This window comes from Paenibacillus sp. PL2-23 (assembly GCF_040834005.1).
Lineage (GTDB): Bacteria > Bacillota > Bacilli > Paenibacillales > Paenibacillaceae > Pristimantibacillus.
Map to the genome: position 1 here is coordinate 2639022 of NZ_CP162129.1, position 17818 is coordinate 2656839.

At 56.2% G+C, this 17818-nt stretch carries 20 protein-coding genes; all 20 read left to right on the forward strand.

Annotated features, from left to right (window positions below):
* The first annotated feature begins 12 nt into the window (after positions 1-12).
* Positions 13-708 carry a lipoyl(octanoyl) transferase LipB gene (gene lipB, locus AB1S56_RS11230; protein ID WP_340867733.1) on the forward strand — a complete coding sequence of 232 codons (696 nt, stop codon included), beginning with the start codon at positions 13-15 and terminating at the stop codon, positions 706-708.
* A gap of 210 nt (positions 709-918) precedes the next feature.
* A complete protein-coding gene (locus AB1S56_RS11235; protein WP_340867731.1) occupies positions 919-2052 on the forward strand; it encodes a M20/M25/M40 family metallo-hydrolase in 1134 nt (377 codons plus the stop codon).
* A gap of 48 nt (positions 2053-2100) precedes the next feature.
* A complete protein-coding gene (locus AB1S56_RS11240) occupies positions 2101-2664 on the forward strand; it encodes an NUDIX hydrolase (protein WP_340867730.1) in 564 nt (187 codons plus the stop codon).
* A gap of 149 nt (positions 2665-2813) precedes the next feature.
* Entirely contained in the window at positions 2814-3431 is a 618-nt protein-coding gene (gene spoIIM, locus AB1S56_RS11245; protein WP_340867728.1) for a stage II sporulation protein M, read from the forward strand.
* 106 nt (positions 3432-3537) lie between these two features.
* Positions 3538-3999, forward strand: coding sequence for a Fur family transcriptional regulator (locus AB1S56_RS11250; protein ID WP_340867727.1), 462 nt, complete (start codon positions 3538-3540; stop codon positions 3997-3999).
* Between the two features lie 142 nt (positions 4000-4141).
* Complete coding sequence (gene ald / locus AB1S56_RS11255) at positions 4142-5260, forward strand: alanine dehydrogenase (RefSeq protein ID WP_340867725.1); 1119 nt, start codon at positions 4142-4144, stop codon at positions 5258-5260.
* Between the two features lie 84 nt (positions 5261-5344).
* Positions 5345-5578: a DUF4227 family protein gene (locus AB1S56_RS11260; RefSeq protein ID WP_340867723.1), complete on the forward strand. Its 234-nt coding sequence runs from the start codon at positions 5345-5347 to the stop codon at positions 5576-5578.
* 123 nt (positions 5579-5701) lie between these two features.
* Positions 5702-6592: a site-specific tyrosine recombinase XerD gene (xerD, locus tag AB1S56_RS11265; protein ID WP_340867721.1), complete on the forward strand. Its 891-nt coding sequence runs from the start codon at positions 5702-5704 to the stop codon at positions 6590-6592.
* Between the two features lie 45 nt (positions 6593-6637).
* Positions 6638-7822 carry a phosphopentomutase gene (gene deoB, locus AB1S56_RS11270; protein ID WP_340867719.1) on the forward strand — a complete coding sequence of 395 codons (1185 nt, stop codon included), beginning with the start codon at positions 6638-6640 and terminating at the stop codon, positions 7820-7822.
* Between the two features lie 51 nt (positions 7823-7873).
* On the forward strand, positions 7874-8698 hold the full coding sequence (locus AB1S56_RS11275; protein ID WP_340867717.1) for a purine-nucleoside phosphorylase: 825 nt from the start codon (positions 7874-7876) through the stop codon (positions 8696-8698).
* Between the two features lie 106 nt (positions 8699-8804).
* Complete coding sequence (locus tag AB1S56_RS11280; protein ID WP_340867716.1) at positions 8805-8978, forward strand: aspartyl-phosphate phosphatase Spo0E family protein; 174 nt, start codon at positions 8805-8807, stop codon at positions 8976-8978.
* 28 nt (positions 8979-9006) lie between these two features.
* Entirely contained in the window at positions 9007-10332 is a 1326-nt protein-coding gene (locus AB1S56_RS11285) for a pyrimidine-nucleoside phosphorylase (RefSeq protein WP_340867714.1), read from the forward strand.
* Between the two features lie 244 nt (positions 10333-10576).
* The gene (locus AB1S56_RS11290; protein ID WP_340868012.1) at positions 10577-11701 is read left to right on the forward strand and encodes a D-alanyl-D-alanine carboxypeptidase family protein; all 1125 of its coding nucleotides are present in this window, start codon (positions 10577-10579) and stop codon (positions 11699-11701) included.
* Between the two features lie 157 nt (positions 11702-11858).
* Positions 11859-12212, forward strand: coding sequence for an anti-sigma F factor antagonist (gene spoIIAA / locus AB1S56_RS11295; RefSeq protein ID WP_340867712.1), 354 nt, complete (start codon positions 11859-11861; stop codon positions 12210-12212).
* Complete coding sequence (spoIIAB, locus tag AB1S56_RS11300) at positions 12209-12655, forward strand: anti-sigma F factor (RefSeq protein WP_340867710.1); 447 nt, start codon at positions 12209-12211, stop codon at positions 12653-12655. Before spoIIAA ends, spoIIAB begins: the two co-directional genes overlap by 4 nt.
* 19 nt (positions 12656-12674) lie before the next feature.
* On the forward strand, positions 12675-13430 hold the full coding sequence (gene sigF, locus AB1S56_RS11305) for an RNA polymerase sporulation sigma factor SigF (RefSeq protein ID WP_340867709.1): 756 nt from the start codon (positions 12675-12677) through the stop codon (positions 13428-13430).
* Positions 13431-13537: 107 nt separating this feature from the next.
* On the forward strand, positions 13538-14191 hold the full coding sequence (locus tag AB1S56_RS11310; RefSeq protein WP_340867707.1) for a stage V sporulation protein AA: 654 nt from the start codon (positions 13538-13540) through the stop codon (positions 14189-14191).
* Positions 14184-14612: a stage V sporulation protein AB gene (locus AB1S56_RS11315; RefSeq protein WP_340867705.1), complete on the forward strand. Its 429-nt coding sequence runs from the start codon at positions 14184-14186 to the stop codon at positions 14610-14612. The genes AB1S56_RS11310 and AB1S56_RS11315 overlap by 8 nt, the downstream gene beginning before the upstream one ends.
* 60 nt (positions 14613-14672) lie before the next feature.
* The gene (locus tag AB1S56_RS11320; RefSeq protein ID WP_340867703.1) at positions 14673-16316 is read left to right on the forward strand and encodes a spore germination protein; all 1644 of its coding nucleotides are present in this window, start codon (positions 14673-14675) and stop codon (positions 16314-16316) included.
* A 133-nt stretch (positions 16317-16449) separates the two neighbouring features.
* Entirely contained in the window at positions 16450-17781 is a 1332-nt protein-coding gene (gene lysA, locus AB1S56_RS11325) for a diaminopimelate decarboxylase (protein WP_340867702.1), read from the forward strand.
* Positions 17782-17818: the final 37 nt, after the last annotated feature.

A 17818-nucleotide genomic window follows, 5' to 3' on the forward strand; every position in this document is an offset into this window, starting at 1 on the left:
AGAGAGTCTGTTATGGGAGATGCGGGAACTAGCGCGGAGCGCAGAGCGCTCGCTGCGAAGTACGTCGGCATGCTTCCCTACGCGGAGGCATGGGATATGCAGAAGGCCTACGTGAAGGAAATTGATCGGGAGGAGCGTCCAGAGACGCTGCTCCTTCTTCAGCATCCGCCGACCTATACCATGGGGTCCGACCGGCACCCGGAGCACCTGCTTCTGAACGAGGAGGAGCTTGTTGAAAAGGGTATTGACCTGTTCGAAATTGATCGGGGCGGCGATATTACGTACCATGGTCCTGGCCAGCTGGTGGGGTATCCGCTCCTGTATCTGGATGCGGTGGGCCTTGATCTTCACGCTTATTTGCGAAGCCTGGAGGGAGTCATTATGGATTGGCTCGCCACGTATGGTATAGAAGCGAGCAGAAAGCCGGAATATACAGGAGTGTGGGTCGGGGACCAAAAAATCGCGGCGATTGGTGTCAAGTTCAACAAGGCGCGCCATCGCAGAGGATTTATAACGAGTCACGGGTTTGCGCTTAATGTGAAGCCAGGCATCGCTTCGGAGGGCTTCACCGGCATCGTGCCTTGCGGCATTCAGCAGTACGGCGTGACCTCCTTCGGCGATCTGACGGGACGCGATATATCCGTTGAAGCGGCAGCCGAGGAGCTGCTTCCTTATTTCGTTAAGCGCTTCGGCTGCGAGCTGGTGTAGCTGTGGCGTGTACAGCGTCGGTACAGAGGCTGAATCAGCTCAGGAAGAGCGAGCCTATGCCGGCGAATACCGTAGTAATTAAGAGCGCGGAGGCCACGATAATCGCGACAATGCGAATTATTTTTTGCTGGCGCATGAAGCGGTTCTCCTTTCCGGATGGTATGGCTTATGCTCTATTGTAAACGAAACAGACGGACGGAGGAAACAGATATGGTGCAAAAAGATAGGCTTGTTCATGAATTTATGGAGCTCGTCCAAATTGACAGCGAAACGAAATACGAAGGCGAGATCAGCAAGGTGCTGAAAGAGAAGTTCGGCGCGCTTGGGCTTGCGCTTACCGAGGACGACGCGGCAGCGAAGACGGGCCATGGCGCCAATAACCTATTTGCAATGCTGGAAGCGTCAGGTGGAGCGGAGGACGCCCCCACGCTGCTGTTCACCAGCCATATGGATACGGTCACCCCGGGCCGAGGCATCAAGCCGCGTCTGGAGTCGGATGGCTATATCCGCAGCGACGGCACCACGATTCTCGGCGCTGACGATAAGGCAGGCCTCGCGGCGATGCTGGAGGCGATTCGCGTGCTGAAGGAGGGAGGAATCCCGCATGGCCGCGTGCAGTTCGTCATTACGGTTGGCGAGGAGTCCGGGCTGCTGGGCGCGCGTTCCATGGACGCGTCCAAGCTGGAGGCGGACTACGGCTTCGCGCTGGATTCCAACGGCTCTATCGGAGATATTGCGGTAGCGGCTCCGACACAGGCCAAGGTGACGATCAAGCTGTTCGGCAGGTCCGCGCACGCGGGAGTGAATCCCGAGGATGGCATTAGCGCCATCCAGGTCGCCTCCAAGGCAATATCGCGTATGCCGCTTGGCCGCATCGACTTCGAAACGACGGCTAATATCGGCAAATTCGAAGGCGGGGGCGCCACCAATATCGTTTGTGAATACGTCAAGCTGGACGCGGAGGCGCGAAGCCTGGTTCAGGATAAGCTGGACGCTCAGCTGAAGGCGATGAAGGACGCGGTGGAAAGCGCGGCGTCGGAATTCGGCGCGCGAGCGGAGTTCGAGAGCGATGTCATCTATCCTGCCTACAAATACGAGGATGGAGATGAGATCGTCGAGCTGGCCAAAGCAGCGATTATCTCCATCGGAGCGAAGCCTAAGACCTTCCATTCGGGAGGCGGAAGCGACGCCAATGTATTCAACGGTCTCGGCGTGCCAACCGTCAATCTGGCCGTTGGGTACGAGCATATCCATACGACCAAGGAGCAGATCAAGGCCGATGATCTTGTGAAGACGGCCGAGCTGGTTGTCGCGATTATTCGCCAGGCCTCCGGCCGCGAATAAGGGCATGAGGGCATAAGGTCCCATAACGGGAATTTGGGGGAATGTTGAATGGATTCATGTGGCAAGCCGCACATCTGGCGCGAAGAAACGATTAGCAGCGAGCCGATCTTCCAAGGGAAGATCATTTCCTTGCAGGTGGACACTGTGACGCTCGCCGACGGGCGCAGCGCGACTAGGGAGATTGTCCGCCATCCCGGCGCCGCAGCTGTGGTGGCGCTGCTCGACGGGAAGCTGCTTGTCGTGGAGCAATTCCGCAAGCCGCTGGAGAAATGCCAGATCGAGATTCCGGCAGGCAAGCTGGATGGCGATGAGGATCCGCTTGTCGCTGCAGCCCGGGAGCTGGAGGAGGAGACCGGCTACAAGGCGAAGGAGCTGAAGCTGCTGAACGCGTTTTATACGTCTCCAGGCTTCGCGGATGAGAAGCTGTATGTCTACTGGGCAACGGAGCTGGAGCCAGGGGAGCAGCAGCTAGACGAGGATGAGGATATCCAGGTGGAGGCCATAACGCTGGAGCAGGCGGAGGCGTACATTGCGGAAGGCCGCATCAGCGACGCCAAAACCATATTAGCGGTGTATGCCTGGAAGCTCCACCAGCTCACAGGCTCCATCTAGAGACACTAAAGACCCTGCTGCCGGGCGACATAAGCGCCCCCCTGCCGGCATACAATGAGAGGACAACCTCTTGCCCATGGCCATTCATTTGAATGCTGTGCAGGCGGAGGTCTGGCCACCATTATGCGCGGGTTGGGGGGCGTTGTGCTGTGAAGGTGCATATGAATCTGTATGTGTTTGTAGCCGTATTGTTCGTGGTTGGCGGCGTATTCGGCGTCATCCTGCTGCATGCGCTGACGCTTGAGCAGCAGCAGGACCTGTCTGACGAGCTGAGCGGCTATATGCGTTATATGAATATCGGAATCGACGCAAGCGAAAAGGAAGTGTTCTGGGATCGGTTCCTTGTCCATATGAAATGGCTGGTGCTTATCTGGTTATTAGGCGTGACGGTCGTCGGCATACCTGGCATTCTGGCCCTTAACTTCCTGAAGGGTACGCTGATCGGGTTCGCGCTGGCTGTGCTCGTCCAGCAATATGGATGGAAGGGTGTAGTCTTCGCCTTCCTCGCGCTTGCTCCGCAGAATATGATTGCGGTGCCTGCCCTGATTGTCGCAAGCGCCTTCTCTATTGCCTTCGGCATTTATCTAGTCAAGAACCGTCTCCTTCAGCAACGCGGCGAGCTCCTTCCGCAGCTGGGCACGCTGACCTCCATGGCGATCATGATGCTTCTGCTGCTGGCGGGAGCGGCATGTGTAGAGGCTTATTTGTCCCCTTCGGTCATAGGCTGGGCCATCCCTTATCTTTCTCCTTCTGATGGCATGTTCTGATGGCATGATCTGACAATCCGAGGTTTGACTTTCCGAGATGTTAGCCCCTATAATGAGAGAAAATCATGCTAGGCTACAGGCGCGGACATGCGGCAAGGGGGAGAACATGGAAGCCCGAATAGACAAGATCAAGCAGCAGCTGCAGTCGCAAGGCTACAAGCTGACCCCGCAGCGCGAGGCGACCGTTCGTGTGCTGCTGGAGAACGAGGAAGATCATCTCAGCGCGGAAGACGTATTCTTGCTGGTTAAGGACATCGCGCCAGAGATCGGACTGGCGACAGTCTACCGCACGCTGGAGCTTCTAAGCGAGATGCATGTCGTCGAGAAGCTGAACTTTGGCGATGGCGTGGCCAGGTACGATCTCAGAACCGACAGCAGCAAGCATCATCATCATCATCTCATTTGTGTGCAGTGCGGCACGATGGACGAGATTAAGGATGATTGGCTGCTGCCTCTTGAAGAGCGGCTGGAGTCGGAGTACGGCTTTTTTGTTGTGGACCATAGGCTCGACTTCCAGGGCGTCTGCAGAAGATGTCGGGAGAAGCACGAACAAGGCAATCCCATATAGCGGCTCTGTCCTCCACTCAGTGGGGACAGGGCCGTATTACGTTTCGGAGCAAGGCAAGGCTGATTGCCTCTAGGCGCACATAATTTATGCTCATGCTGGAGAAGGTACGTTTTAGTAAGTATCTACCTAGGAGGCGTAGCAGATGATTATAGGTGTGCCGAAGGAAATCAAGCAGAGCGAATATCGTGTGGCGCTGACGCCGGCGGGCGTAACCATGCTGGTCGCTGCTGGACATCGCGTGCTTGTTCAGACCGGAGCGGGGGAGGGCAGCGGCTTTGAGGACGAGGACTATGTGAGAGAAGGTGCACAGATCGTCCCTGCCGCTGCTGCTGCCTGGGGCGAAGCGGAGATGATTATGAAGGTGAAGGAACCGCTTCCGGAGGAATTCGGCTACTTCCGCAAGGGCATGCTGCTGTTCACTTATCTTCATCTGGCCGCCGCGGCTGAGCTGACGAAAGCGCTGGTGGACAATGAGGTGACGGGAATCGCATACGAGACTATTCAGCTTGACAACGGCAGCCTGCCCCTTCTCACTCCAATGAGCGAGGTGGCGGGCCGAATGGCTGTGCAGGTCGGTGCCCAGTTCCTGGAAGCGTTCAACGGAGGCAGGGGTGTCCTGCTTGGAGGCGTGCCAGGGGTGCCGCCGGCAGAGGTAGTGGTCATCGGCGGAGGCATAGTGGGCACCAACTCAGCTCGGATGGCGCTTGGACTGGGAGCCAATGTGGTCATTATCGAAAAAAACGCCGACCGTATGAGGTATCTGGATGAGGTGTTCGACGGCAGAATTCGTACATTAATGTCCAGTCCGCTCCATATCGCGGAAGCCGTGTCCCAAGCGGATCTCGTCATTGGCGCTGTGCTTATTCCGGGTGCCAAAGCGCCGCATCTCGTAACGGAGGATATGGTGAAAAAAATGAAAAAGGGCGCCGTCATCGTTGACGTAGCCGTGGATCAGGGCGGCTCCATCGCCACCATTGACCGGCCCACGACACACAAGGACCCCGTCTATGTGAAGCATGGCGTTATTCATTACGCCGTCGCGAATATCCCGGGAGCGGTTCCGCGCACCTCAACCTTTGCCTTAACGAATGTCACCATGCCCTATGCGATGGAGCTGGCGCGGGAGGGTCTGGGAGCCCTTAGAAGAAGCGCGCCTCTGCAGAGGGGCGTCAACACCTATGGCGGTCATGTGACGAACGAAGCCGTCGCGGCTGCAACAGGCCTGCCCTATACGCCAGTTATGGAGGCGCTGGAGGGCTAGGGAGTAACGAACATAATTAGGACAGCCTTCTCATAAGGTGATAGGGGCAGAGCCTTGCCTATGCTGAACCGAGGAGGCTGTATTATGGTATTTTCATTACGCGGCTGGGGAAGCCGCCTGTTGTTCTTGGTTGTATTTGCTGTGCTCCTGTTCATCGCTGCAGGGGGCTACGGATGGCTCATGGAGGCCGTATCGCCCGTTCAGCCGTATCGAGTGCCCAAAGGCGAAGCGATGAAGGTTACCGCCAAGGAGCCTTACACGCCGGACAGCGCAAGCGGTGCAGAACGGCTAAGGTGGTTTTATTGGTATGGAGAATAAGGTCCCGAACGGTAAGTCTTGTAAGGAATTGCCGCACGCAAGCAGGATTATGCTCGGCTCTTGTTGAATCTTGTTGAAGATTAACAGGATCAAAGCTGCGGTTATGCCCGAAAGGAAGTTGCAATGAAAGCTCAATTGGAACAATACATGTCTTACTTGCAGCTGGAGAGGCGACTGTCGCCTAACTCGCTCTCCTCATATGAGCGGGATCTTCAGCAATTCTACAGCTACATGGCTGCTCAAGATGTAACGGAGTGGACGGAGGTGCAGCGCGGGCATCTGGCCAGATATATGCTGCTTCTGAAGGAGCAGGGGCGCAAGGCCGCGACCATATCCCGCCATATCGTGTCGGTGCGAGCCTTCTTCCACCATTTGTCGGTGCGCGGGGTGATTCTCTCCGACCCGTCCATTCATATGGAAGCGCCCAAGCAGGAACGGAAGGCTCCCACCGTGCTGACCGTTGACGACACCAACATGCTGCTGGATTGTCCCAAGACGTCAAGCTGCGCTGGCAAGCGGGACAAGGCCATGCTGGAGCTGCTGTACGCGACCGGCATTCGTGTGACGGAGCTTGTGTCGCTGAACGTCGAGCACCTGCATTTGCATGTGGGTTATATCGAATGTGTCGGAGCGGGGCAGAAGGAGCGCATTGTGCCGTTCGGCAGCCATGCGAAGGCAGCATTGACGGTATATATGGAGGAGGGCAGGAGCGGTCTCCTCACTGGCCGGGAGCCGGCCTCGGCCCTGTTCCTGAATCATCTGGGCACACGTATGACACGCCAAGGATTCTGGAAGATGCTGAAAAAATATGCCAGGGAAGCCGGAGTCATGGAGGCGATTACGCCGCATACGCTCCGGCATTCGGTCGCTTCGCATATGCTGGACAACGGAGCGGACGTGCGGGCTGTGCAGGAGCTGCTGGGGCATTCCGACGTGGCGACTACGATGAAATATACGCAGTCCGCAAGAGGCAGGCTGAAGGACGCTTACGTCAGCGCCCATCCGAGAGCATAACGATATAACGATCTGATTCGCAACAAGAGAAGAAGGGATGATTGGATGAAATTTGAACGAATCGCAGTAATCGTTCTGGACAGCGTAGGGATCGGAGAGCTGCCGGACGCCGAGGCTTACGGCGATGTCGGCTCCCATACGCTTGGACATATCGCGGAACGGGTGAAGGACCTGTCCCTGCCGCATATGCGGAGGTGGGGACTGGATCGGATCGCGAGCATCTCCGACTGGAAGCCTGAAGCTGAGCCGCCTGCCGCTTATTATACGAAGATGGCGGAGGTGTCAGTGGGCAAGGATACGATGACCGGCCACTGGGAGCTGATGGGTCTGAAGCTCACTGTGCCGTTCCAGACGTTCCCCGAGGGTTTCCCGCCTGAGCTGATCGGGGCTTTCGAGGAGAGGACGGGTCGCAAGGTCATCGGCAACAAATCCGCCAGCGGAACGGAAATATTGGACGAGCTTGGCGAGGAGCAGATGAGGACCGGTGCTTGGATCGTCTACACCTCTGCCGACAGCGTCTTTCAGATTGCGGCGCATGAGGATGTAATCCCGCTTGAGGAGCTGTATCGCGGCTGCCAAATCGCCAGGGAGCTGACGATGGATGAGCGATACGCGGTGGGACGGGTCATTGCAAGGCCGTATATAGGCCAGCCCGGAGCCTTTAAGCGCACTCCGAATCGTCACGACTATGCGGTTAAGCCGCCTCAGCCAACGGTGTTAAACGCGCTCCAGGATGCGGGCTATGACACGATCGCGATTGGTAAAATTAACGATATATTCGACGGCGAGGGCATTGGCGAGTCAGAGCCGACCAAAAGCAACGCGGACGGCATTGAACGTACGATTGCTCGGCTAAAGCTGCCTTTCCAGGGACTTCTATTCACCAATCTGGTTGATTTCGACTCCTTGTACGGCCATCGTCGTGATCCTGAGGGCTACGCTCGCGCGCTGGAGGAGTTCGATCGGGCCATTCCCGAGCTGGAAGGGACGCTTGGCTCCAAGGATCTGCTCATTGTAACGGCCGATCACGGCAATGATCCCACCCACCCAGGGACGGACCATACCCGGGAATATGTGCCCATCATGCTGTACAGCCCGGCGTTTAAGGCTTGCGAGGAGCTGCCCGTTATGGCGACCTTCTCTGATCTGGGCGCAACCATCGCCGACAATTTCGGAGCCGCGGCTCCGCCGAATGGACGCAGCTTCCTGGAGCTGCTGCGGACGGAATAGCTGTTATTTGCGAACAAAACAAATGAATTTATGAATATAGGGGGAAGCAGCATGGAACAACTTACAGCAGCTCACATTAAGGAAGCAGCGGCGTACATAGAGGGGAAAATTTCCAGCCAGCCAGAGATCGGTCTCATTATGGGCTCCGGGCTTGGCGTGCTTGGCGACCATATCGAGAATGCCGTCGTCATCGACTACCAGGATATCCCGCATTTCCCGATATCGACTGTGGAGGGCCACGCGGGCGAGCTTCTGATCGGCACGCTGTCAGGCAGACCGGTCCTGCTGATGCGGGGCAGATTCCATATGTACGAGGGCTACGGGCCAGAGCTGACGGCATTCCCGGTTCGCGTCATGAAGGCGCTTGGCGTAAAGAGTCTGCTGGTAACGAATGCGGCTGGCGGCATTAACCTGAGCTTCGCTTCGGGCAATCTGATGCTGATCTCGGATCACCTGAATCTGACAGGCAAAAATCCGCTGATTGGTCCCAACGACAATGAGCTAGGCGTACGATTCCCCGATATGTCGGAGGCATACAGCAAGCGGCTGCGCGCCATTGCGCAGGAGGTAGCGGCTCAGCAGGGCATTAATGTGCAGGAGGGCGTCTATGCGGGCTTGCTTGGCCCTTCGTATGAGACGCCGGCTGAAATCCGCATGCTTCGCACATTAGGCGCAGATGCTGTCGGAATGTCGACTGTTGCAGAGGTTATTGCGGCCCGTCATTCCGGCATCGAGGTGGTTGGCATCTCCTGCATCAGCAACATGGCTTCCGGCATTCTGGATCAGCCCTTGTCGCATGAGGAAGTTATGGAAACAACTGAGCGTGTCAAGTCCCAATTTCTGGGTCTCGTGACGAGTTTAATCGCCAAAATGTAATGGTTTTTGTAACAAAATTGTAATAAACTCCTCGACTGAATGTGACAGTGTTTGTTGCGGCGATCGTCGTATAATGTCCATGATTACAGAACGATGGAGTGAAGGTATGATGGACAAGCAATTATTAATGGAGCTGGAGCAGCTGCGCAACGAAATGGTGGAAACGGCAATCACCCAAAAAAATTTGTTGCATCGTGACGTGCTGGTGCTCAGCCAATCATTGGACGAGATCATCGTTAGGGTGCAGGCTGAACGCCGATTGCTGGCTCGCACAACATAGCTGCCGCAGCCGCCGAAGGGAGAAAGCGATGAGAGCGGTAGATCTCATACAGAAGAAGCGGGACGGGAGGGAGCTCACCACGGAGGAGATCCAGTTCCTGATGCAAGGATACAGCAACGGAGAAATACCTGACTATCAGATGTCAGCATGGGCGATGGCGGTGCTGCTTCGCGGCATGACGGCTCCGGAGACGGCGGCGCTGACTCTTGCAATGGCCGGCTCGGGCGATAGGGTCGATCTGTCCCCGATCCATGGCATCAAGGTAGATAAGCACAGCACCGGAGGCGTTGGCGACAAAACGACATTGATTATCGGGCCGCTGGTGGCGTCCCTTGGAGTTCCGGTTGCCAAGATGTCAGGGCGCGGCCTCGGGCATACCGGAGGCACGATCGACAAGCTGGAGGCTATTGAGGGCTTCCATACCGAGCTGAGCAGGGAAGCGTTCATCAAGCAGGTAAACGATATCGGACTGGCGGTTATTGGCCAGAGCGGAGACTTGGCGCCAGCCGACAAGAAGCTGTACGCGCTTCGCGATGTGACGGCAACGGTGGAATCCATTCCGTTGATCGCCAGCTCCGTGATGAGCAAAAAAATCGCGGCTGGCGCTGACGCCATCGTGCTGGATGTCAAAACCGGCAGCGGCGCCTTTATGAAGACGGTGGCCGACGCCGAGAAGCTGGCGGAAGCCATGGTGGCCATTGGCACGGAGGTTGGCCGGCAGACAGCGGCTGTTATCAGCGATATGGATCAGCCCCTCGGCTACGCCATCGGCAATGCGCTGGAGGTTGCGGAAGCCATCGACACGCTGAGCGGCCGGGGACCCCAGGATTTGACGGAGCTGTGCCTGGCGCTGGCCGCGCATATGGTCGTGCTGGGCGGCAAGGCGGCCGAGATCCAAGAGGCGAGGTCGATGCTGGAAGCGAAGCTGGCGAGCGGCGAGGCGCTTGGGAAGTTCCGCGCGTTTATTGAAGCGCAAGGCGGTGACGGAGCCATCGCGGATCACCCCGGGAGGCTGCCTCAGGCGCCGCATCGGGTAGAGGTGAAGGCGCAGGAGGCGGGTTATGTCGCCGCGATTGAGGCGGAGCAGCTCGGACTGGCGGCTATGCTGCTGGGGGCGGGCCGCGCCACCAAGGAAGCCCAGATCGACTACGCTGTTGGCCTGATGCTGAACAAGAAGGTGGGCGATTTCGTTAACCAGGGCGATACGCTGGCTACGCTTCATGTTAGAGCGTTGAACGAGACAGCTTCCCAGGTGGGGGATCGGGTAAGGAATGCCTATTCCATTCGTGCCGAGCGGCCGGACGTCAGGCCGCTGCTCCTGTCCGTGGTGACGGCGGAAGGCATCCAGCGCTAGAACGGCAATCCATCCTTACTAAAAGGTGTTCGATTTATAATCGAACGCCTTTTTTGTCGTTTTTCTGTAGAGCTGCCGGAATAATTTACCGTCTTGCCGTCAACACTGGAATAGAAAATAGCACCGTTTTGCCCAACACGATCCAAACACGATCCAAACACTATCCATCAGGAGGGACCATTCTTTGAAAACTTCAGTCACAGCATTTGTTGCTTTTGCTTTAGCCTGCACGTTGGCTCTGCCTATGGGGGCATATGCAGAGGAGGCGCCGGCCCAGCCGAATGGCGCTGCCGCTATCGATCTTGCGCCTTCCGCGCTGTCCGCGATTCTTATGGACGCCGAAAGCGGCACAGTTATCTTCGAGAAGAACAGCCACGACAAGCTGCCGCCGGCCAGCATTACCAAAATTATGACGCTTCTGCTCATTATGGAGGCGCTCGACGACGGTACAATCAAGCTGACCGATAAGGTCCAAACCAGCGAAAACGCGGCTTCCATGGGCGGCTCGCAAATTTTCCTGGAGCCTGGCGAGGAAATGACAGTCGAGGAAATGATCAAGGGCATCGCGCTTGCCTCGGGCAACGACGCTTCCGTTGCCATGGCGGAGAAGCTTGGCGGCACGGAGCAAAACTTCGTGGCGATGATGAACGAGAAGGCGAAGCAGCTTGGCATGAACGACACACATTTCGTCAATCCAAACGGCTTGCCGGTAGAAGGGCATTTCTCCTCCGCGCATGATATTGCCGTTATGTCTCGCGAGCTGCTGAAGCATAAGGAAGTGACGCAATATACAGGGATGTATCAGGACTACCTGCGCAAAACATCGGACAAGCCGTTCTGGCTGGTCAACACGAACAAGCTGGTCCGCTTCTACAGCGGCGCCGACGGTCTTAAAACCGGCTTCACCAGCGAGGCCAAATATTGCTTGTCCGCCACCGCCAAACGCGACAATCTTCGTATCATTGCGGTGGTGATGGGCGAGCCCACCACGAAGCAGCGAAATACCGAGGTATCCCAAATGTTCGATTACGGCTTTGCCCAATATATGAATTATCCCATCGTTGGCGAAGGCGAGTCTATCGGCATGGCCCGAATTGAGAAGGGGATGGAATCCCAAATCGAGCTCCTGGCGGACCAGTCTTACAGCATCCTGCTGAAAAAAGGCAGCTCGACGAAGGATATCCGGTATGAGCTGAAGCTGGAGGATAAGCTGCAGGCGCCGATCAAGCAGGGCCAGCCGATCGGAAAGCTGATCGTCTATCAAGGGGATGGGATGGTCAAGGAATTTGATGTCTCGGCTCCGCAATCCATCGACAAGGCAACCTGGTGGAAGCTGCTGAAGCGTTCCGCAAGCGGCCTGTTCCACTAGGAAACGCTTCAAAACCGCGCGATTCTGCGTCTTTTGTCAGCTTGTAGCGGTATGCTTCTAGTTTTGTCGGCGTGCAGGAATCGGTCCTGCAATTGGAGAATTGCTTGTTCTATCTCGGCGAGTGTAACCATTACCCTGAAGGAGATGAACAGCGATCATGAGTCTGCAAATCGAATTGGAGCATTACCGCAACATGCTGATCGTTCGCCTGCATGGCGAGCTGGACCACCATACCGCGGGCGTTGTCCGTTACAAGATGGAGGAAGCGCTCTTGCGAGAAAATGTTAATCATGTTGTTCTCAGCCTGAAGCAGCTGGAATTTATGGACAGCTCCGGTCTCGGCGTCATACTGGGACGGTACAAGCAAGTGAAGGCCAAAGGCGGGAAGATGGTTGTCTGCGACGTGAATCCCAGCGTGCGAAGATTGTTCGAGCTGTCTGGCCTGTTCAAAATTATCGGGGTGCACGACAGTGAACGCAGCGCGATAACGAGTTTGGAGGTGGTATCATGACAAGCCACAACGAGATGAAACTTACGTTTAGCGCAAGGTCGGAGAATGAAGCGTTCGCCCGCATCGCGGTTGCGGCCTTTGTATCCCAGCTCGATCCCACGCTGGAGGAGCTGAACGATCTGAAGACAGCGGTATCCGAGGCTGTGACCAACGCCATTATTCACGGCTATGACAGCGACGCGGCGAAGCAGGTGACGATCGAGGCCTCCATCGACCTCGACGTGGTTCGGATATCGATTCAGGACGAAGGGAACGGCATTGAGGACGTCGAGCTGGCGCGGCAGCCGCTGTATACGTCCAAGCCTGAGCTGGAGCGCTCCGGCATGGGTTTTACGATTATGGAAAACTTTATGGACCGCTTCGAGGTGAGCAGTACGCTTGGCGGCGGGACGCGGGTAGATATGCAGAAGAGAATAGAGTCGAAAAAAGCGCTATACAACTAGGGCAGGGGGGCCAAGCCTCATGGATGTGAATTTGAAGCAAACCGCCCAGCCGTATCTGGACGACGCGGAAGTCAAGCGTCTGATCGCCCTGAGCCAGTCCGGAGACAGCGTTGCAAGGGACACCTTGGTCAATTGCAATATCCGGCTTGTATGGTCCGTCGTGCAACGGTTCATTAATCGCGGATATGAGCCCGAGGATCTGTTCCAGATCGGGTGTATCGGACTTCTGAAGTCGGTGGACAAATTCGACTTGTCCTACGACGTGAAGTTCTCGACCTACGCGGTGCCGATGATTATTGGGGAGATTCAGCGCTTCCTTCGGGATGACGGGACGCTGAAGGTGAGCCGCTCGCTCAAGGAAACCGCGAACAAGGTCCGCAAGATGAAGGACGAGCTGTCCAAGACGTTGGGCAGGCTGCCCACAATCTCGGAGGTGGCGGAGCGACTTGGCATTACGCCGGAGGATGTTGTGTTCGCGCAGGAGGCGAACAAGCCCCCGACGTCCATTCACGAGACGGTATTCGAGAACGACGGGGACCCCATCACGCTGATGGATCAGATCGCCGACGATTCCCAGGAGCGATGGTTCGACAAGCTGGCTCTTGTGGAGGCGATTGAAGGGCTCAGCGAGAGGGAGAGGCTCATCGTATTCCTTCGCTATTACCGGGACAAGACGCAGTCCGAGGTTGCCAGCAGGCTGGGCATATCGCAGGTGCAGGTATCGCGCCTGGAGAAAAAAATATTGCAGTCCATCAGGGACCAAATCGCGCAATAGCGGTTTGGTTCTTTGCTTTTTTGGAACTTTGCTGAGTATCCTTATGCTCCTTATCCCATAATAAGAGAGAAAGGGTAGGCCAAGATCAGGCGGGAGGAATGATTGCGATGGGTGCATTCAGCCATTCGGTCCTCTATCTGCGGCTCAAGAAAAGAATTTATATCCGGTCGAGCCATACGGTGACGCTGGGCCAGGTCGCGAGGCTGATGACCGACGATGACGAGCTGGAGCGGGAGCTGAAGGATTTGCCGCTGTACAAGCATAAGGAGCACGATGGCAACCGGGTTGTAGTGGATCTGCTGCAAATTGTGAAGTCCATCCGGAAAACCTATCCGGAAATGACGGTGGAGGCCTACGGCGACCCGCAGGTGCTGCTTATGATTGCGGATAAGCCTATGAAGCCGCGCTACGCGCTGCTGGCGGTCGCTTGGCTGCTGTTGTTTTTTGGTGCGGGCTTGGCCATTATGAACTTCCATACTGACGTCAGCATGAAGGAGGTTCATATCCGTATTGTCGAGCTGATAACCGGAGAGAGAACGGAGCATCCGTTATGGTTCCAAATTCCGTATTCGTTCGGGGTAGGGCTCGGGATGGTGCTGTTCTTCAATCATTTGTTCCGTAAACGGTTCAATGAGGAGCCCAATCCGCTGGAGGTCGAGCTGTTCATGTATCAGGAGAATATCAACGAATACGTGATTGCCGACGAGATGCGCAAAAAAGCGGATTACGACCAGATTCATGGCGGAGGAAGCCATGAGTAGCGTGCTGACTCATCTGTTCGTGGCCGTGCTGGGCGTAGCCGGCGGGCTGGCGGTCGGCAGCGGGCTTGTGGCGCTGCTGATCGTGTTCGATCTGATCCCCAGACTGGCGCAGCTCACCTATGCGTATAAGCTCTCCATATGGTTCGAGACGGCCATCATATGCGGGGCGCTGTACTGGACGTTCGCCGACTTCCTGGACTGGCGCCTGGCGTTGCCGGCACACTGGTTCACTCCAATTGCCGGCCTGTTCGACGGCCTGTTCGTCGGCATGCTGGCAGCCGCGCTCACGGAGGTCATGAACGTGCTGCCGATTCTGGCCAAGCGTATGAGGCTGTCCCGCTATATGGTGGGGCTTGTGATGGCGATGGTGCTGGGCAAGACAATTGGCTCTTTGTTTGACTGGCTGTATTTTCAATGGTGATTTCAATGGTGATTTCAAAGGTGAGAAGGAGATCAATTCTAGCGTGGAGGTAGACACATAATGAGCAATGGGCAGAGAGAAGACGATGTGCATGCGAGGGGCGAGGACAACCCGCCCACCTTCCTGATTGAGGAGCAGCTTCAAGAGGAATCGCGTATGGAGGGCGCCTCAAGCGAACAGGAGCATGGCTTTGTTCAGCTGGAAATGGCGATATCCCAAGGGGCAGAGGCGTCGACGGAAAACGTGAAGCACCAAATTCCCTTCAAGCTGGACGAGGTGCTGGATAAACTGGAGGAGGTTGGCTACAAAAAAAGCTTCGACATTGTTGTGAGGGAAATGACCTTTGGCGAGCGCCGTACAGCACTGTTCTGTCTAAACGGTCTGGTGAAGGACGAGCTGCTGACAGAGGTGCTGAAGCGTCTAACCTATCTGGAGCCCGATAATGTCGACAGTGACGCGCTGCATTCATTCCTCGACTTGTACGTGCCGGCGGCACAGGTGAGCGAGGAGAAGGATTGGACGAAGCTGATGGAAGCCGTACTGGCAGGAGCTACCGCCTTGTTCATTGACGGCGAAGGAAAAGCGCTGAAGATCGACGCCAAAAGCTTGCCTGGCAGGGGGCTGGAGGAGCCATCCCTGGAGAAGGTGGTCCGCGGCGCTAGGGATGGGTTCGTCGAGACGCTGATGATCAATATTTCGCTTGTCCGCAGGCGCCTTAGAGACCCCAAGCTGCGATACGAGCTTGTTCAGGTCGGCGAGCGGACGAAGACGGATGTGTGTATCGCCTATATTGATGATATTGTCGACAAGGAGCTGCTGCAATCGATCAAAGACAAGATCGCAATGATCAAAGTGGACGGTTTGCCGCTCGCTGACAAACAGCTGGAGGAGGCGACAATCAAGCGGGGCTGGAGCCCGTTCCCGCTCGTTCGATATTCAGAGCGTCCGGATACGGTGTCCTCGCATCTATTGGAAGGCTCGGTCGCCTTATTCGTCGACACATCGCCAAGCGTCATGACGCTGCCGACGACGTATACCGATCTGCTGCAACACGCCGAGGAGAACCGACAGACGCCATTCATCGGCACCTATCTGCGCTGGATTCGGTTTATTGGCATCTTCGCGTCCCTGTTTATGCTGCCGCTGTGGCTGCTGTTCGTCATGCATCCGGAGTTTAAGCCGCCCATGCTAGAGTTTCTGGGGCCGGACAAGACGGGAAAAATTCCGCTCGTCGTGCAGTTCATTCTTGTCGAAATCGGAATTGACCTGCTGCGAATGGCGTCTATACATACGCCTACCTCACTGGCCACTGCGATTTCGCTCGTCGCCGCGATCTTGATCGGTGACGTAGCAGTCCAGACCGGGCTGTTCATCAACGAGGTTATTCTGTATATGGCGATTGCCGCCATAGGCATGTTCGCGACGCCAAGCTATGAGCTGGGGCTGGCCAATCGTATCGTCCGGCTCATACTGCTGCTCGCCGTGGCTGTGTTCAATGTGCCAGGCTTTATGGTGGCATCAACCATTATTCTCATCTATCTCGCCTGCGAGCGTTCACTGAATCGTCCGTACCTGTGGCCGATTATCCCATTTGACGCCAAGGCTCTGATGGGGCTCATTATTCGTAATCCGCTGCTGTACAACCGGACGAGACCTAATGTGCTCAAGCCGCAGCAGCGGGACAGAATGCCAAGGGCGGAGTAGAATTCGTAAAAATACAAATGAAATGTGAAATTATCCATTTCGGAGGCAACCCTCTTGCGTTATACTGATGCTATAGTAGCAATCAATTCAAGTCTGCTTCGGGTTCGAAGCGGAAGAAGGGCGAGGGGACATAATGTATCTGCATGGAACGAGCAATATAAACGATAAAGGCCGCTTGGAAATCGGAGGCTGCGATGTCACGGAGCTGGCGAAGGAATTCGGAACTCCGCTGTACATTGTTGACGAGGCGCTTGTCCGTCAGCGCGCAAGCGAATATGTGGAGGCGTTCAAGGCATCCGGCCTGAAATTCCAGGTTGCATACGCCAGCAAGGCATTCAGCGTCATGGCGATGTGTGCCATCGCCGAGCAGGAAGGACTATCGCTTGACGTTGTATCCGACGGCGAGCTGTATACGGCTCTGCAAGCGGGCTTCCCGGTTGAGCGTATCCACTTCCACGGCAACAACAAGACGCCGGACGAAATTAATATGGCGCTGGACGCTGGCATCGGCTGCTTTGTAGTGGACAATTTCGACGAGCTTGCACTGCTGAACGCGCTGGCGGGAGACAAGGGCAAGAAGGTTAATATTCTGCTGCGCATTACGCCAGGCGTTGAGGCGCATACACATGATTACATCTCGACGGGCCAGCAGGATTCCAAGTTCGGCTTCGACCTGGGCAACGGCGCAGCCAAGCAAGCGCTGCAGGATGCCATGAGCCTTGGCAATCTGAACATTCTAGGCGTTCATTCCCATATTGGCTCCCAGATTTTTGAGGTGGAAGGCTTCCGTATGGCAGTTGACAAGGTGGCTTCGTTCGCCGTGTCGATCCGCGAGGAGCTGGGCCTGACGTTCAAGGTGATCAACCTGGGCGGCGGCTTCGGCATCCGTTATGTGGAGGGCGACACTCCGCTTCCGATCAGCGAATATGTAGGCGCCATTACAGACGCCATCAAAACAAACTTCTCCAACGCGGACTATCCGCTGCCTGAGATTTGGGTAGAGCCGGGCCGCAGCATGGTTGGCGATGCAGGCACAACGCTGTACACGGTTGGGACAAGCAAGCATATTCCGGGCGTTCGCAAATACATTGCGGTTGACGGCGGTATGACGGACAACCCGCGTCCGGCGCTGTATCAATCGCGTTATGAAGCTATCCTGGCGAACCGCGCGAATGATGCCGTGGAAGAGACTGTATCCATCGCCGGCAAGTGCTGTGAGAGCGGCGATATGCTGATCTGGGATCTGGAGCTTCCCAAGGCGGAAAGCGGCGATCTGCTGGCGGTATTCTGCACAGGCGCATACAACTACGCTATGGCGAGCAACTACAACCGCATCCGTCGTCCCGCTGTCGTGTTCGTGAAGGACGGTCAAGCGGACCTTGCCGTGAAGCGCGAATCGCTGGACAATATCGTATGCAACGACGTCATTCCGGCAAGACTGCAGAAATCCCCCCTTGCGAAATAAGGGGAGAATTGGTAACGTAGTCTTATTCGGTTAAGGA

Excerpts from the sequence above, each read along its gene's own strand:
- lipB (WP_340867733.1), top strand. The coding sequence starts at position 13 with ATGGGAGATGCGGGAACTAGCGCGGAGCGCAGAGCGCTCGCTGCGAAG.
- AB1S56_RS11235 (WP_340867731.1), top strand. The coding sequence starts at position 919 with ATGGTGCAAAAAGATAGGCTTGTTCATGAATTTATGGAGCTCGTCCAA.
- AB1S56_RS11240 (WP_340867730.1), top strand. The coding sequence starts at position 2,101 with ATGGATTCATGTGGCAAGCCGCACATCTGGCGCGAAGAAACGATTAGC.
- AB1S56_RS11250 (WP_340867727.1), top strand. The coding sequence starts at position 3,538 with ATGGAAGCCCGAATAGACAAGATCAAGCAGCAGCTGCAGTCGCAAGGC.
- ald (WP_340867725.1), top strand. The coding sequence starts at position 4,142 with ATGATTATAGGTGTGCCGAAGGAAATCAAGCAGAGCGAATATCGTGTG.
- AB1S56_RS11260 (WP_340867723.1), top strand. The coding sequence starts at position 5,345 with ATGGTATTTTCATTACGCGGCTGGGGAAGCCGCCTGTTGTTCTTGGTT.
- xerD (WP_340867721.1), top strand. The coding sequence starts at position 5,702 with ATGAAAGCTCAATTGGAACAATACATGTCTTACTTGCAGCTGGAGAGG.
- deoB (WP_340867719.1), top strand. The coding sequence starts at position 6,638 with ATGAAATTTGAACGAATCGCAGTAATCGTTCTGGACAGCGTAGGGATC.
- AB1S56_RS11275 (WP_340867717.1), top strand. The coding sequence starts at position 7,874 with ATGGAACAACTTACAGCAGCTCACATTAAGGAAGCAGCGGCGTACATA.
- AB1S56_RS11280 (WP_340867716.1), top strand. The coding sequence starts at position 8,805 with ATGATGGACAAGCAATTATTAATGGAGCTGGAGCAGCTGCGCAACGAA.
- AB1S56_RS11285 (WP_340867714.1), top strand. The coding sequence starts at position 9,007 with ATGAGAGCGGTAGATCTCATACAGAAGAAGCGGGACGGGAGGGAGCTC.
- AB1S56_RS11290 (WP_340868012.1), top strand. The coding sequence starts at position 10,577 with ATGGGGGCATATGCAGAGGAGGCGCCGGCCCAGCCGAATGGCGCTGCC.
- spoIIAA (WP_340867712.1), top strand. The coding sequence starts at position 11,859 with ATGAGTCTGCAAATCGAATTGGAGCATTACCGCAACATGCTGATCGTT.
- spoIIAB (WP_340867710.1), top strand. The coding sequence starts at position 12,209 with ATGACAAGCCACAACGAGATGAAACTTACGTTTAGCGCAAGGTCGGAG.
- sigF (WP_340867709.1), top strand. The coding sequence starts at position 12,675 with ATGGATGTGAATTTGAAGCAAACCGCCCAGCCGTATCTGGACGACGCG.
- AB1S56_RS11310 (WP_340867707.1), top strand. The coding sequence starts at position 13,538 with ATGGGTGCATTCAGCCATTCGGTCCTCTATCTGCGGCTCAAGAAAAGA.
- AB1S56_RS11315 (WP_340867705.1), top strand. The coding sequence starts at position 14,184 with ATGAGTAGCGTGCTGACTCATCTGTTCGTGGCCGTGCTGGGCGTAGCC.
- AB1S56_RS11320 (WP_340867703.1), top strand. The coding sequence starts at position 14,673 with ATGAGCAATGGGCAGAGAGAAGACGATGTGCATGCGAGGGGCGAGGAC.
- lysA (WP_340867702.1), top strand. The coding sequence starts at position 16,450 with ATGTATCTGCATGGAACGAGCAATATAAACGATAAAGGCCGCTTGGAA.